At 38.3% G+C, this 14494-nt stretch carries 13 protein-coding genes; 7 read left to right on the top strand and 6 right to left on the bottom strand.

The annotated features are described in order from the left end of the window. The first annotated feature begins 7 nt into the window (after positions 1 to 7). The 7 genes from pgi to R2R71_RS17715 all read left to right on the top strand — a co-directional run bounded on the left by pgi (position 8) and on the right by R2R71_RS17715 (position 7455). Complete coding sequence (gene pgi / locus R2R71_RS17745) at positions 8 to 1654, top strand: glucose-6-phosphate isomerase (RefSeq protein WP_316832613.1); 1647 nt, start codon at positions 8 to 10, stop codon at positions 1652 to 1654. Positions 1655 to 1813: 159 nt separating this feature from the next. Beyond that, positions 1814 to 3127 (top strand): pitrilysin family protein, encoded by a 1314-nt coding sequence (locus tag R2R71_RS17740; protein ID WP_316832612.1) that lies wholly within the window; start codon positions 1814 to 1816, stop codon positions 3125 to 3127. 30 nt (positions 3128 to 3157) lie between these two features. After that, a complete protein-coding gene (locus R2R71_RS17735; RefSeq protein ID WP_316832611.1) occupies positions 3158 to 4573 on the top strand; it encodes a pitrilysin family protein in 1416 nt (471 codons plus the stop codon). A gap of 219 nt (positions 4574 to 4792) precedes the next feature. Further along, complete coding sequence (locus R2R71_RS17730) at positions 4793 to 5353, top strand: YceI family protein (RefSeq protein ID WP_316832610.1); 561 nt, start codon at positions 4793 to 4795, stop codon at positions 5351 to 5353. Positions 5354 to 5357: 4 nt separating this feature from the next. Beyond that, a complete protein-coding gene (locus tag R2R71_RS17725) occupies positions 5358 to 6299 on the top strand; it encodes a DUF5777 family beta-barrel protein (protein ID WP_316832609.1) in 942 nt (313 codons plus the stop codon). A gap of 11 nt (positions 6300 to 6310) precedes the next feature. Further along, positions 6311 to 6763, top strand: coding sequence for a ubiquinol-cytochrome c reductase iron-sulfur subunit (locus R2R71_RS17720; protein ID WP_316832608.1), 453 nt, complete (start codon positions 6311 to 6313; stop codon positions 6761 to 6763). 167 nt (positions 6764 to 6930) lie between these two features. Further along, on the top strand, positions 6931 to 7455 hold the full coding sequence (locus R2R71_RS17715; protein ID WP_316832607.1) for a DUF4251 domain-containing protein: 525 nt from the start codon (positions 6931 to 6933) through the stop codon (positions 7453 to 7455). Positions 7456 to 7511: 56 nt separating this feature from the next. Here the strand turns inward: R2R71_RS17715 and R2R71_RS17710 are convergent, their stop codons facing one another. From R2R71_RS17710 to R2R71_RS17685, 6 genes are all read right to left on the bottom strand, one after another. Then, a complete protein-coding gene (locus R2R71_RS17710; protein ID WP_316832606.1) occupies positions 7512 to 8588 on the bottom strand; it encodes a glutaminyl-peptide cyclotransferase in 1077 nt (358 codons plus the stop codon). Further along, positions 8557 to 8931 (bottom strand): YraN family protein, encoded by a 375-nt coding sequence (locus tag R2R71_RS17705; RefSeq protein WP_316832605.1) that lies wholly within the window; start codon positions 8929 to 8931, stop codon positions 8557 to 8559. Before R2R71_RS17705 ends, R2R71_RS17710 begins: the two co-directional genes overlap by 32 nt. An 83-nt stretch (positions 8932 to 9014) precedes the next feature. Further along, positions 9015 to 10985: a DNA primase gene (gene dnaG, locus R2R71_RS17700; protein WP_316832604.1), complete on the bottom strand. Its 1971-nt coding sequence runs from the start codon at positions 10983 to 10985 to the stop codon at positions 9015 to 9017. A gap of 226 nt (positions 10986 to 11211) precedes the next feature. Further along, positions 11212 to 11871, bottom strand: a complete 660-nt coding sequence (locus tag R2R71_RS17695; RefSeq protein WP_316832603.1) for an SGNH/GDSL hydrolase family protein — start codon at positions 11869 to 11871, stop codon at positions 11212 to 11214. 4 nt (positions 11872 to 11875) lie between these two features. After that, the gene (locus tag R2R71_RS17690; RefSeq protein ID WP_316832602.1) at positions 11876 to 13444 is read right to left on the bottom strand and encodes a serine hydrolase; all 1569 of its coding nucleotides are present in this window, start codon (positions 13442 to 13444) and stop codon (positions 11876 to 11878) included. A gap of 57 nt (positions 13445 to 13501) precedes the next feature. Next, positions 13502 to 14443: a hypothetical protein gene (locus tag R2R71_RS17685; RefSeq protein WP_316832601.1), complete on the bottom strand. Its 942-nt coding sequence runs from the start codon at positions 14441 to 14443 to the stop codon at positions 13502 to 13504. Positions 14444 to 14494: the final 51 nt, after the last annotated feature.

Below are 14494 nucleotides of genomic sequence, written 5' to 3'. Positions count from 1 at the left end.
AAGAATTATGTTACCAAAAATAAATTTTACTGAAACAGCTGCCTACAAGTATTTGGCCGATCATTTTATAGATATAAATCAAAAGAGCATTAAAGATCTTTTCGATGGTGATGCTGATCGTTTTAGCAAGTTTTCGGTATTTTTTGAAGATATCTTACTGGATTACAGTAAAAACAGAATTAACGATGAAACCCTGGCTTTATTAATGCAACTGGCCCGTGAGTGTAAGCTGGATGAAGCAATAAAAGCAATGTATGCCGGTGATAAAATTAATGAAACCGAAGACCGTTCTGTATTGCATATCGCCCTGCGTAATTTAAGCAATACGCCAATTCTGGTTGATGGCAAAGACGTGATGCCAGAAGTAAATGCAGTATTGGCCAAAATGGAGAAATTCAGCAACAGCATTATCAGCGGCGAATGGAAAGGTTACACCGGAAAAGCAATTACAGATGTTGTTAATATCGGCATTGGAGGTTCTGATTTAGGCCCGGTAATGGTTACGGAAGCGTTAAAACACTATAAAAATCACCTGAACATCCATTTTGTTTCAAATATTGATGGAACACATATCGCTGAAACACTTTTCGGGTTAAATGCTGAAACCACACTATTTTTAGTTGCATCGAAAACCTTTACCACACAGGAAACCATGACCAATGCACATTCTGCACGCTCGTGGTTTTTAGAAAAAGGAGGTAAAGAAGAAGATATTGCCAAGCATTTTGCCGCACTTTCTACCAACGCAAAGGATGTAGCAGCATTTGGTATCGATACAGCGAACATGTTTGAGTTTTGGGATTGGGTTGGCGGTCGTTACTCTTTGTGGAGTGCAATTGGCTTATCTATTTCATTAAGTATCGGTTTTGATAATTTTAAACAATTACTTGCCGGAGCCCATGCTACGGATAATCACTTTAAAACAGCAGAATTTGAAAATAATTTACCTGTTATTTTAGGCTTGTTGGGTGTTTGGTATATTAACTTCTATAATGCGGAAACGCAGGTTATTTTACCTTACGACCAATACATGCATCGTTTTGCTGCTTATTTCCAGCAGGGTGATATGGAAAGTAATGGTAAACATGTTGACAGAAACGGAAATGAGGTTGATTACGAAACCGGGCCAATTATCTGGGGTGAGCCTGGAACAAATGGACAACATGCTTTTTATCAGCTCATTCACCAGGGAACAAGAATTATTCCTGCCGATTTTATTGCGCCTGCACAAAGCTTAAATCCGCTTGGCGAACACCATCCGATTCTATTATCTAACTTCTTTGCACAAACTGAGGCTTTAATGAACGGCAAAACAGAAGAAGAGGTTTCTTCAGAGTTACAAAAAGAAGGCAAATCGGCAGATGCAATAGCGAAACTTACACCCTTTAAAGTTTTTGAAGGCAACCGACCTACAAATTCAATTTTATTGAAAAAAGTAACACCATATACCTTAGGTAGCCTGGTAGCGATGTATGAGCATAAAATATTTGTTCAGGGTGTAATCTGGAACATTTTTAGTTTCGACCAGTGGGGTGTAGAATTAGGTAAGCAACTTGCCAAGAAGATTCTTCCTGAATTAGCGGGCGATGGAAAGGTTTCCAGTCACGATAGTTCTACCAATGGATTGATTAACCAGTATAAGGCCTGGAGATAACTTAAAATAATAAAAAAAGCGAGTCTAATACTCGCTTTTTTTATTTGAAATATATACTTTAGCATTATCCCCTAGCTGTTTAATTACAGCAAAGCAATTAACTTATTATTAAATAGAATCCGGTATTAATTACTGATTTTAAACCAAACAAATTATCTAATGAAAAAAAGAATTCTTTTTGCTCTGGCCATATCAGGTCTGTGCTTAAGTGCATCTGCCCAAAAAGTGCAGTTTACAGAGTACGATCTCGACAATGGTCTTCATGTTATCCTGCACCAGGATAAAACAGCTCCGGTAGTTGCCGTTTCGGTAATGTACCATGTTGGTTCTAAAGACGAAGACACCACCCGCACAGGATTTGCCCACTTTTTTGAGCACCTGCTTTTTGAAGGTTCAAAAAACATTAAGAAGGGTGAATTTATGAAGCTTGTAAGTAGTAATGGCGGACAAAACAATGCCAATACTTCACAAGACCGTACGTTTTATTATGAAGTTTTCCCTTCAAACCAGCTTGAACTGGGGCTGTGGTTAGAGAGTGAGCGCATGTTGCAGCCGGTTATTAACGAGAGTGGTGTAAAAACACAAAATGAAGTGGTTAAAGAAGAAAAACGCCTTCGTGTTGATAACTCACCATATGGTAAATTTACTGAGAAAATCTTTTCACACCTGTTTGCGGGTCATCCTTACAGATGGCAACCTATTGGCTCAATGGCACACTTAGATGCTGCTAGGTTAGATGAGTTTATCGCCTTTAATAAAAAATATTATATCCCTAACAATGCTGTTTTAACCATTGCAGGTGATCTGGATATCGAAAAAACGAAAACACTCGTTAAACAGTATTTTGCTGAAGTTCCTAAAGGCGCCCCTATCGTTCGTAAAGAATACAAATTGCCTGAAATAACAAAAGAAATCATCGACACGGCTTATGATGCGAACATCCAGATTCCGGCTATTTTTGCAGCATACCGCGTTCCGGGCATGAAAAGCAGGGAGAGTAAAGTTTTAGGTATGATCAGCTCAATTTTATCGGGCGGCGGTAGTTCGAGGTTAAGCACCAAAATGGTTGATGAAAAGAAAACAGCCTTACAGGTTGCCGCTTTTAACTATTCGCTGGAAGATTATGGCGCTTATATAACCCTGGCACTTCCGAACAGAAATACTCCACTAAACGATTTATTAAAAGATATTGATGAAGAAGTTTTGCGTTTACAAACAGATTTAATCAGCGAAAGCGATTATAAAAAACTGCAAAACCAATTTGAAAACAGCTATGTAAGTACAAACAGCAGGATGCTTGGTATTGCTGAGAATTTAGCCAACGGTTATACCTTTCATAATAAGGATACAAATGACATTAACGAAGAGTTAACCGTGATTAAATCGATTACCCGTGAGGAAATCAGAGATGTTGCTAAAAAATACCTGAACAAAAACCAAAGGGTTGTTTTGTATTACTTACCAAAAAAATAAGCGCTTTTCATTTTACAATATTTTAAAGACATGAAAAAATTATTCATAATAGCTGCAGTTTCCTTACTGGCTCAAGGTATTTCAGCACAAACTATAGATCGTAGCCACAAGCCAAAACCGGGGCCTGCTCCAGTAATTACCATTGGCGATCCGGTTATTTACAAACTTTCAAACGGCATTACTGTACTGGTTGTAGAAAACCATAAACTTCCAAAAGTATCGGCAAGTTACAGCATTGATGCAGGGCCTATTACCGAGGGCGCCAAAGCAGGTGTGGTGAATTTAATGGGAAGTATGTTAAACGAAGGCACAACAACCAAAACTAAGGCACAATTTGATGAAGCTGTAGATCAGCTGGGTGCAAATGTTAGTGCCGGTGCTTATGGCGGTTCGGTATCTGCTCTAACGCGTTATTTCAGTCAGGCTTTTGCTTTAATGGCCGAAAGTATCCGCCAGCCAGCCTTTCCTGCTGCTTCTTTCGAAAAGCTTAAATCGCAAACCATTACCGGTTTAAAATCGAATGAAAAAAGTGCAAAAGCCATATCTGCCCGTGTAGTTAATGCATTATCGTACGGCAAAGACCATCCAAGCGGTGAGTTTTCTACCGAGGCTTCGATTAATGAACTTACACTGGATGATGTTAAGGCAGCCTATAAAAAATATGTAACACCATCAAGAGGTTACTTAACCTTTGTTGGTGATATTAAACCAGAAGCTGCAAAGGCACTTGCAGAAAAAGCCTTCGGCGACTGGAAAGGAAGTGTATTAACTTTACCTGTATTAACCAAGGTTAGCAATCCTGCTAAAACGGAAGTAGATGTAGTTAACGTAGGTAATGCTGTTCAATCGGAAATTACCGTTACCAACCTTATCGATTTACCACTAAGCAGCCCTGATTACTTCGCGGTATTATTGGCAAACCAGATTTTAGGTGGTGGTGCAGAATCGAGGTTATTCATGAACTTACGTGAGAAACATGGCTTCACCTATGGTGCTTATGCAAGTACAGGTTCAGGACGTTTCCAATCTAAATTTTCGGCAACAGCTGCTGTTAGAAATGAGAAAGTAGACAGCGCCGTCGTAGAGTTTTTGAGGGAAATAAACATTATCCGCACCGTTAAGGTTTCGGCAGAGGAATTACAAAATGCCAAAAATCTTTATAACGGATCGTTTGCATTAGGCTTGGAAAACCCTGCGCGTACAGCTGGTTTTGCCAGTAGCATTTTAATTAACAATCTACCAAAGGATTTCTACCGTACTTACCTTCAGAAATTAAATGCAGTAACAACTGATGATATTTTACGTGTTGCTAAAAAATATTTCAACCACGACAATACCCGTGTTGTAGTCGTTGGTAAAACCGAGGCTTTTATTCCAGGTTTAACCAAATCAGGTTTCACGGTAAAACAGTTTGATAATTATGCAAATCCTGTGGCAGCGCAGTAATTAAATAATCCTCACTGAGGAATATTTTAAACCGCTTCATATTTATTTATGAAGCGGTTTTTTTTGTGATCTTTTTTCTGGTGGTTAAGCAACCCAAACGCTTTAGCTGCCGTAATGACTATGATTTCAAAAGAAACCAGCTTTGTCCAGCCAGAACGAACTGATCAGAACAGTAAAACGGAGGAATGGGAATAGCTGAAACTAACAAAGATCATTATCATGAATAAGCTGAAACAAATCATCTGTTTGCTGGCATTTACAGCAATTTTCTCCAATCCATTTTCCTTACATGCGCAAAATTATGTTGCCAGTGATGTAAAGGCCAACCTGTTTTCATCTACGCCAGTTGAAGACATTAAAGCCCAGAGCAATAAAACCAATGCGGTAATTATTTCCAAAACAGGCGAAGTCGCCTTTCAGTTGCCCATAAAAAGTTTCGAATTCGAAAAGAAACTGATGCAGGAACATTTTAACGAAAACTACATGGAGAGCGACAAATATCCTACTGCAACATTTAAAGGCACACTGGAAAACAATATTAACTGGGCGAAAGATGGTGAATATACTGTCAACGCAAAAGGAACACTAACGGTTCACGGTGTGAGTAAAGCACGAACCATTCCTGGTAAAATCACCATCAAAAATGGTTTGGTTTCAATTTATACCAGCTTTGATGTTGCCTGTACTGATCACAATATCGAAATACCAACACTAGTATTTGCAAAAATTGCCAAAGTGATCAATGTGAAAATCAGTGGAAACCTAAACCCTAAAAACTAAACATATGATAAAAATAACTACCCTGTTTACACTAGCTGTTATGATAACTGGCAGCTTACATGCGCAATCATCGGCAGATTCTTTAATGAAATCGATGACAGATACAGCAAAAATCCATTCGGTAACGCCAACCTTTAAGTCAACACATATTGTGCTGTCTCAATCTACCGAAACGGAGAAAAAACATGACCTGGATTTAAGAATAAGACATCACTTTGGTGATATTGGTGGTGAATTTGGTGGCGCACACACCTTGTACGGATTAGATGTTGCGACTGATTTATTCATCGGGTTCGATTATGGAATTACCGATAAATTAACCGTAAGTATTGGCCGGAGTAAGCATGATGAATTATTTAACGGCTATTTAAAATATAAGCTGATAGAGCAAGGTGGCGGCAAAAATGGTAATATCCCATTAAATATAACTGTATTGGGCCAAATGGGCTGGATTACCAGAGCTCCTTTTACCACAACAGAATTTGCAGATTATGCCAACCGCTTCAGTTACTTTTTGCAACCTATCTTTTCGAGGAGATTTTCGCAAAGGCTATCACTTCAGGTAGCACCTTCGGTACTATTCAGGAAAAATGTTACTGACCTCCGCGATCCTGAAAATTTATTCAGTATTGGTTTTGCAGGACGATTTAAATTAACCAAACGCTTATCGTTTATTGCTGATTACACGTTAATTAATGGCCTAAACCGACCTACAGATTTATCTCCTCAATATTACAATCCGCTTGGTGTAGGCCTCGAAATAGAAACCGGCGGACACGTTTTCTCTCTTAATTTCATGAATTCCGAATACATCTCAGAAAACAGCTTCATAGCCAATACACATAAATCATGGAAACATGGGGGTGTTCGTTTTGGATTCACCATTTCAAGAAACTTCACACTTTTTAAATCAAAAAATAAAGATATCCAATCTAAAATTTACTAAAACTAAAAACTATGGAACGTAACGATTTTATAAAGTCATTAGGACTAGGGATTGCATTAGTATGCACAGGTTCATGCCTTTCTGGCTGCGGAAGTAAAGGCAGCGACCCACAACCCAATAACCCAGGTGGTGGCGGCCCCACACCGGGTACAACGGCCAGTGTTGACTTAAACAGCCAGCTATTAACTGTTGGCTCATCATTAACGGTGAACGGCATTTTATTCATCCGTACAGCTACAGGCAATGCAGCAAGCTCTTTTGCAGCCACGCAGGCAGCCTGCCCGCATCAGGGTGGTGCGCTGAACTGGATTCAGGCCAGCAATTACATTCAATGTTCTTTGCATGCTTCAAGATATACGGCCGCAGGCGCCATCTTAGCTCAACCAAATGATGGTGGTTCAACATCGGCATTAAGAGTTTACACGCCTAATGTTTCGGGCAGCACACTTTCAGTTACTGTATAATTTAGTATTTTGTTGATTTAGGGTTAGGCGGCACCAGGTTTTGGTGCCGCTTTTTTAATGGCTTTATTTAGTTATCTTTATATAGTTTGTTTGGAAAAATCAATTTAGTTTATGGAAATACTAAATCTTAAACATCATTAAGTTGTTATACATTCAAAAACACACAAATGAAAAATTTAAAATTATTGGGTATTTTGTTTTTCACGACAATTGCTCAAACATTCGCACAAACAGATAAAGCCACTACAGCTAAAATAGTTGCCGATAAAAATTACGTTTTCTCCGCTAATACAGCAATTCCAATGGCTAATCAGGAGGTTAGCCAGGTTTTGAGAAATATGCCAGGTTCACAAGGTGGCGGAATGATCAACCTTTCAGGTTCACAATACGACCTTCGAGTTACAGCTGATAGTGTAGTTGCTTATTTGCCCTATTATGGCAGATCCTTTTCTGCACCGTACAACCCTTCAGAAGGTGGTATAAAATTTAAATCGAAAGATTTTTCTTATACTGAATCGAAAAATAAAAAAGGGACATATACCATAAATATCCGAACCAAAGATCTAAAAACAGAGAACTATCAGCTGGTTTTAAACATATCTGAAAATGGCTATTCAACATTAATGGTGAACAGCAATAATAAACAGCCGATAAACTTTAATGGCGTTTTAGCAGAAGCAAAACAAAAATAGGCTTCAAATTAAGATTTAAGAATAACGTAGGATATTGCTTAAAACAATGTCCTATATTATTTTTTTAAAACTTTTATCTCGTAGATGTAAGGCCATTTCTTGCCTGCAACAAAAAGTCTCTTTCCTACTTTATCATAAGCGATTCCGTTCAGCACATTATTACTTTTATCCCAATCGGTTTTATAATAATCGGCTGGCAGTAAACCCGACAAATCAATTTTTCCTTCTATAGCACCGGTTTCGGAATTGATGATGATGATATTGTTAGTTGTATAAACATTTGCATAAATCTTACCATCAATGTATTCCAGTTCATTGATATTATCTCGAGAAGCCTTGTCATCAAAAACATCTATTGAGCCAATTGTCTGGTAAGTGTTTTTATCGAGAAAATAAATGGTATTCGAGCCATCTGAAGCATATATTTTCTGGCCATCGAAAGTCATTCCCCAGCCATCTCTCGGATATGGCAGCTTTTTAAGCAGTTTGAAACTATCCTTATCGAAAACCAGCGCTGTTTTTTCCTGCCAGGTTAGTTGCAAAATCTTATTATCCACTACTGTTATCCCTTCACCAAAATAAGCAGTATCGAGCTTTGCCCTTTGCAGCACTTTACCGGTTTGAATATTAACTTTGCGCAAATCGGACTTTCCTTTTTCACCAGTGCCTTCATAGAAAAAACCATCATGATATTCCAAACCCTCTACATAAGCAGTCGTATCATGAGGCAATTTTGCAATCACCTTGTAGGTATATAAGTCTGGCGATTTAGATGCCAAAAAAATAACATTTGCTGTGATATCATTTGACATATCACCATTATAAACCTTTGCTGTTAACAGATGGTTGCCAAGTTTAAGGCCCTGCGTTTTAATCTTAACGCCTAGCGTATCTTTAGCCAGCATCACTTTGGCCGAATCAAGTAAATAAACTACTGAATCGATTTTTTCCCCTTTTGCGAAATCAATTTTAACCTCAATTTCTTTACCTAAAGCAATTCCTGCACCAGCAGATGGAGCAATGAAGGTACTGTAGGCTGCTGAGGGGTCATCTTTACATGAGCTGGCAAAATTGATGGCAACAGCAATAAAAAACAGAATTTTATAATGATTGATCTTCAGGCCAAAAAGCATCTTCAATGTGGTTTAAAGTGTAAGTATTATCTTTATTAAATGTTATTGCAATAATATCAAAACGGATATCGTGCTGGTGATTCATTAGTTCAATATATTTCAACGAAGCCATATCCATTTGTTTCTGCTTCGCTTTTTGTACAAATTCTTCAGGCTGGCCAAAAGCGACTGATGTTCGAGCTTTTACCTCCACGAAAACCATGATGCTTTTTTTATAGGCAATCAGGTCAATCTCAGACTTTCCGTAAACCCAGTTTTCATCAAGAATTTCATATCCTTTTTCTTCGAGGTATGCTTTTGCAACCCTTTCCCCTTCTCTCCCCAAATCATTGTGGCTTGCCATTTTTTTAAGGATTGAATTAATGAATGACTGAATATACCATCTTAATTTTAAATCTGGCAAACGAATTCGAATGCCTGGTGTATTTATTTAACAATAACAGAACCTAAGAATTTTGAAATTTCTCTTTCTACACCTTTAATTACGCCATAACGTTGCATCAGGATCATCTGGTTATCACTATCCTTTTCTTCTTTTATTTCCTTGAGCAGATTAGTTAGAATACGATCGACTTTACGTTTTTTTAAATGAAATATGCCGCCTAAGATGGTTGCTTTTAAATTCATGCTTTCATCTTTAACGTAAATCAGGTGTTTATTCAGCCAGTTTTCGCTCAAAGCATATTCTGAGGTTGATAAGGTAATGGCTAAATCAGCAATATCGCGGTCTTCGTGTTTAATAAAGTGATTTGCCGTTGGCAATCGGCCGTTATCAATTTCCGATTTATAATAATCGATGATTCTTTTACACAAGGGATTTTCAAACTCCACATCAGCAAGGTTCTGCATAACAAAAGAGCCAATAACCATATCATCTATGTTATCCCAGTTTACAAATTCATGCCCGTAAGCCAATAATAACCTGACAATTTCCTTTTCCTGGTGCTCATCATTTTCTGTTTTCTGTGCAGAAGGTGTCGCTGTATCATCCCATAAATCATCAGGAGGACCAAGCGGCTCAGGCGGGCCAGAGAAATAAGGGTTTGCAGCACTATTATTTGGCCGCTGATTGCTTTCAAAAGCTTTTTTGCTCTTCGCCGAACGCATCTTATTCAGTTCGGTAAGGAGAATTCTTTCTTCAATTTCGAGAATACTACTGCTTTCGCGAATAAAGACCGAAGCTTTAATCGGGTCGGGAATTTTGGCAATACTTTCTACAATATCGCGGATAATTCCGGCTCTTTTTATTGGGTCGTTGCCTGCTTCTTTAAGCAATACATTGGCTTTGTAGAGAATAAAATCCTTACGATTCTCTTCAACATAGGTTTTAAAAGCGCCTGCACCAACATGGTGCATGTAAGAATCAGGATCGTGCCCATCTGGGAAAGAAACGATTTTAACATTCAGCCCCTCCTCGAGAATCATATCCAAACCACGAAGGGAAGCTTTTATCCCCGCAGCATCACCATCAAAAAGAATAGTTATATTTTGCGTAAAGCGCCCAATAAGTTTAATCTGTTCTACGGTTAATGAAGTACCCGAAGAAGCCACCACATTTTCAATTCCGGCCTGGTGAACGGATAAAACATCTGCATAGCCTTCGGCCAGGTAACAGTTATCTAAATCGCGTATAGCCTTTTTTGCATGAAACAAACCATAAAGCACATTCGATTTATGGTAAATATCGCTTTCGGGTGAGTTTACATACTTGGGTACGTTTTTATCAGTTTTGAGCGTACGGCCACCAAAACCAATAATCCTACCGGTAAAGTTATGAATAGGAAACATTACACGACCGCGGAAACGATCGTATATTTTTCCGTTATCATTTTTTATCGATAAACCTGTTTGCTCCAGAAATTCAAGCTTATGCCCGGCATGAATGGAACTTTGCGTCATTGCATCCCAAACATCAGGGGAATAACCCACCTCAAATTTCTTTAAAATATCTTCCCTGAAGCCACGCTCTTTGAAGTAACTGAGACCAATGCCACGGCCTTCATCGGTTTCCCATAATTGCTTAACAAAAAAAGCTGAAGCAAACTGAGAAACTACATATAAACTTTCTTTAGCATTTTGTGCCTCGGTATCCTGAGGAGAGAGTTCGGTTTCCTCAACCTCAATATTATATTTATTTGCTAAAAATTTAAGTGCTTCAGGATAACTGTACTTTTCATGATCCATTATGAAACGGACAGAATCGCCACCCTTGCCACAACCAAAGCATTTATAAATCCCTTTGGTTACCGATACGTGAAAAGAAGGTGTCTTTTCGCCATGAAAAGGACAATTGCCAATTAAACTGGTTCCGCGTTTTTTTAAGTGCACAAAATCCCCTACTACCTCCTCAATGCGGGCGGTATCCATTATCTTATCTATAGTTTCGCGGTTTATCATATTTACTATTGTCCGTTCTTGCGAGGAGGCAAAACGAAGCAATCTTTTTTGTATTTGTTATTTATTTACTGTTATATAGAAAAGACTGCGTCACACCTCAAAACAACTCTTTTCTTCAACTCGCAATTACGAATGGGCTGATTAACTACAAAGATAACAGAGAAAAAATGCAAAGCACACAACGAAAATTTCTTTGTGTGCTTTGAGAACTTGGTGATTTGAAAATCTATTTTACCAATGGCAGCAACTGGTCGGCCACAAGCTTATTACCTGTTTCGTTCAAGTGTACCCTATCGACGGTTAAAATTCCTTTTTCCTTGTCTTCAGGGTTGTTTTTTGCCTCGTAATCGGCAAATACCTTTCTTAAATCGCAAACCGGTAAATTATTTTTAGCGGCCAGCTGGCGGATACCTTCGGCATATTTATTTAAATCAGCATCGAGTTCATTTGTACCGTCTTTTTTCTCGCCAACAACTGATGGTGTTACCAAAACAACCTTACTCCCTGCACCCTGAATTTTGTTAATTAATGCCTGATAAAACTTCAGGTATTTATCGTAATCGGTACCGGTGTGCGATGATTGTTTGTGCCACACATCATTTATACCAACATATATTACAACCAGGTCAGGTTTTTTATTCAACACATCATCTTCCAGGCGGAGGTATAAATCATACACTTTGTTACCACCAATACCAGCACCCATAACCGTATATTTGGTTGAATCGAGCGCTTTTTTAATTAGGGTAACATAGCCGTTGGCGGATACACCTTGTTGTGTAATTGAATCGCCAAAAAAGATAATCCGTTTCGGTTTAAAGGTCATTGATGTTAAAAATAGTATGCAAACTGAAAAGAATAAGGTGATTTTTAATGTGGTTCTCATCGTATTATTTTTTTATGGTTTTTTTAAAATCTAAATCCTGGAAGTCAAAACTAAAATCGGTTAAGGGCGAAATGGCACTCATTTTAAAGCCATCGGCCGAAGCATTGTTATCAAGTGTAAAGTTTACAAAAGCATCGGCATCCAAACTTCTGTCGTACCATTTAACTATAAACGTATTGCCTTTGTAAAAGGTCATATCTCCTTTAAGTTTTGGTGCATTTTTAGCCTGAAAGTGCATTTTCCCGTTAACTTCGCTTATGGTAACATCGCCAAACCAGGCATCGTTAAAAGTTCCGAAGTAATTTTTTTGTTCGGGTTTTACCGTTGAAGCCTTTTGTTGGGCTTCAATATCGGCCCATACTTTTGACACCATTTCAGCGGCTTGTTTTTCATTTTTCAGCCTGCTATCATTATATGTTTTAATTCTGTCTTGCCCTTTAATGCCGAGGTAGCCATCTTTAATTGAATTGGTTATGGCATTAAATGCAGCGCCCGATTGCTGATTTGTCAATACAATTATCCCTAGCTTTAAATCGGGCAAAATGGTAACCTGAGTAACAATACCGGATAAGCCACCAGTATGTGTAGCCTGGAAGTTACCGTTTACATTGCTTAAAAACCAGCCTAAACCATAGCTGCTAAAACTTGCAGGATTGCCACCGGCGATAATGGTTTGTGGTGTCCACAGTTCTCTGTGCACCGCCGGACTGAATAATTTATTTTCCAGGTTCTCTCCAAACTTACCACCGTTAATCATTGCAGTAACCCATTTACTCATGTCGGTAACGCTCGAATAAATCCCGCCCGCGGCATTTGCCACTTCGCCAAAACTTAAACCTACAGGAAGCAACTTTCCTTCATAAGGTGCATGGCCATCAATAACATTCGATTTATCTTTAAGCCTGTACCATGAAGCAGCGGTTTTTGTCATTCCAAGTGGTTTGAAAAACCGGGTTTCGATAAAGTCTTCGTAAGGGATTCCCGAAACCCTGGCCACTACATCACCTGCGACAATATACATCAGGTTATCGTAATCGTATTTGGTACGGAAAGATGATACAGGTTTTAAGTAGCGCAGATTATGGATAAGCTGTTTTTTATCCACTGTTGATGAATCCGGCCAGATCATTAAATCGCCCGCTCCCAATCCTAAGCCACTTCTATGGGTTAATAAATCACGGATAGTAAATTCTGAGGTTACGTATGCATCGTACATCTTAAACTCAGGAATAACATCGGTCACTTTAGTATCCCAGGTTATCTTCTTTTCATCAACCAGCATACCTAAAGCAGCCGCAGTGAATGCTTTGGTATTAGAGGCTACACCGAATAGGGTGTTTTCATCAACTTTTTTATTGGTTTTTATCGAACGGACACCGTAACCTTTAAGATGTACAATTTTACCATCCTTAATTACCGAAACCGCAATTCCCGGTACATTAAAAGTGCTGAGCGTTTTCTCTACTACGCTATCAATTTGCTTAGAAGTTAAAACCTGCGCTTGAGCTGTAGCAACAGCAAGCGCTATTATAAGAAGTAAAGATTTAAATTTGGGCGAAAAGGTGAACTGCATTTTATTGGCTGTTTTTAAAGGTTAAAGATAGTAAATCTTTTTTTCCGGCAGCCCTTACTATTTACCCTTTTCCAGCTTGTAATCTTTGTGAAGAATTAAGAAACTTGCCCGTTCTTCCTTTTTAAAGGGATAATCCCAGTTACCCTGATAGGTAATTTTTGTAGGTAGTTTATCATCACCAAAGTAGCCCATTTCAATATTCATCTGAACATCAAAATCGAAAAGCATATTGCTGTATTTCATATCTACATAACGCCCAAGAATATTGAAATTCCTTTTATCAAAAATGGTTACCAAATCCTTAATCATTAAGCCGTCTTTGGTCCAGCTGCTTAAATCGGGTTTAACGGAAACCTTGAAACGATAAACCGGAATGGAATCGAGATAGGTGCCGCTGGTAAAAGCATAATCATAATATTGGCGCATATTAGCCGAAAATATTTCGGTTTTACTACCAATAAAAGGCACTTTAACCGGCCGGCCCGGATTAAATATTAAGGTTTTGAGTTTGTTCTTGTAGCTTTCGTTCGAACCACCTTTGCCATCGCCTGATGGTGCGTTGGCAACGAAATCTGTATTATAGGCATTCATAAAAATGTAATCGAACATTTCGACCGTATATAGCTGATATTTGCCGTTTTTCTTGTACATTTTTCCTTCGTCCTCTTTAACAAGGTATTCCATTTTATATGGGCCACTGTTATTATGTTTTATTTTGCGGTAAATTCTGCCATCAACCTTGTTCTTTTTGTCATAGCTGTAAATCCTGTTTTCAGCAATAAAACTATAACGTTTCATATCGCGGAATGCCTGATAAAAACTTGTATCGTTCATTACCGCTTTGATAAAGGTTTCAACATTTAAACGTTCGGCCTTAATATTAACAGTAGAATCTAAAGTAATTGTTTTAACTGTATCCGGATTAAACCTGTCGATAACCTGACTAAATCCTTTAAAATAGAATAATGATAAGGTTATTAAAAGAAGTATTTTTTTCATGCAACTCTTTGTAGTCAAAAATGATGCCTTTTTAGGAGGGTAGAATGGAAG

It is taken from the genome of Pedobacter aquatilis (genome assembly GCF_032678405.1).
GTDB classification, from domain to species: Bacteria; Bacteroidota; Bacteroidia; order Sphingobacteriales; family Sphingobacteriaceae; genus Pedobacter; species Pedobacter aquatilis_A.
Note: the sequence above shows the minus strand (reverse complement) of the source record. Positions and strands in the feature narration are given on the sequence as shown.

Excerpts from the sequence above, each read along its gene's own strand:
- pgi (WP_316832613.1), top strand. The coding sequence starts at position 8 with ATGTTACCAAAAATAAATTTTACTGAAACAGCTGCCTACAAGTATTTG.
- R2R71_RS17740 (WP_316832612.1), top strand. The coding sequence starts at position 1,814 with ATGAAAAAAAGAATTCTTTTTGCTCTGGCCATATCAGGTCTGTGCTTA.
- R2R71_RS17735 (WP_316832611.1), top strand. The coding sequence starts at position 3,158 with ATGAAAAAATTATTCATAATAGCTGCAGTTTCCTTACTGGCTCAAGGT.
- R2R71_RS17730 (WP_316832610.1), top strand. The coding sequence starts at position 4,793 with ATGAATAAGCTGAAACAAATCATCTGTTTGCTGGCATTTACAGCAATT.
- R2R71_RS17725 (WP_316832609.1), top strand. The coding sequence starts at position 5,358 with ATGATAAAAATAACTACCCTGTTTACACTAGCTGTTATGATAACTGGC.
- R2R71_RS17720 (WP_316832608.1), top strand. The coding sequence starts at position 6,311 with ATGGAACGTAACGATTTTATAAAGTCATTAGGACTAGGGATTGCATTA.
- R2R71_RS17715 (WP_316832607.1), top strand. The coding sequence starts at position 6,931 with ATGAAAAATTTAAAATTATTGGGTATTTTGTTTTTCACGACAATTGCT.
- R2R71_RS17710 (WP_316832606.1), bottom strand. The coding sequence starts at position 8,588 with ATGCTTTTTGGCCTGAAGATCAATCATTATAAAATTCTGTTTTTTATT.
- R2R71_RS17705 (WP_316832605.1), bottom strand. The coding sequence starts at position 8,931 with ATGGCAAGCCACAATGATTTGGGGAGAGAAGGGGAAAGGGTTGCAAAA.
- dnaG (WP_316832604.1), bottom strand. The coding sequence starts at position 10,985 with ATGATAAACCGCGAAACTATAGATAAGATAATGGATACCGCCCGCATT.
- R2R71_RS17695 (WP_316832603.1), bottom strand. The coding sequence starts at position 11,871 with ATGAGAACCACATTAAAAATCACCTTATTCTTTTCAGTTTGCATACTA.
- R2R71_RS17690 (WP_316832602.1), bottom strand. The coding sequence starts at position 13,444 with ATGCAGTTCACCTTTTCGCCCAAATTTAAATCTTTACTTCTTATAATA.
- R2R71_RS17685 (WP_316832601.1), bottom strand. The coding sequence starts at position 14,443 with ATGAAAAAAATACTTCTTTTAATAACCTTATCATTATTCTATTTTAAA.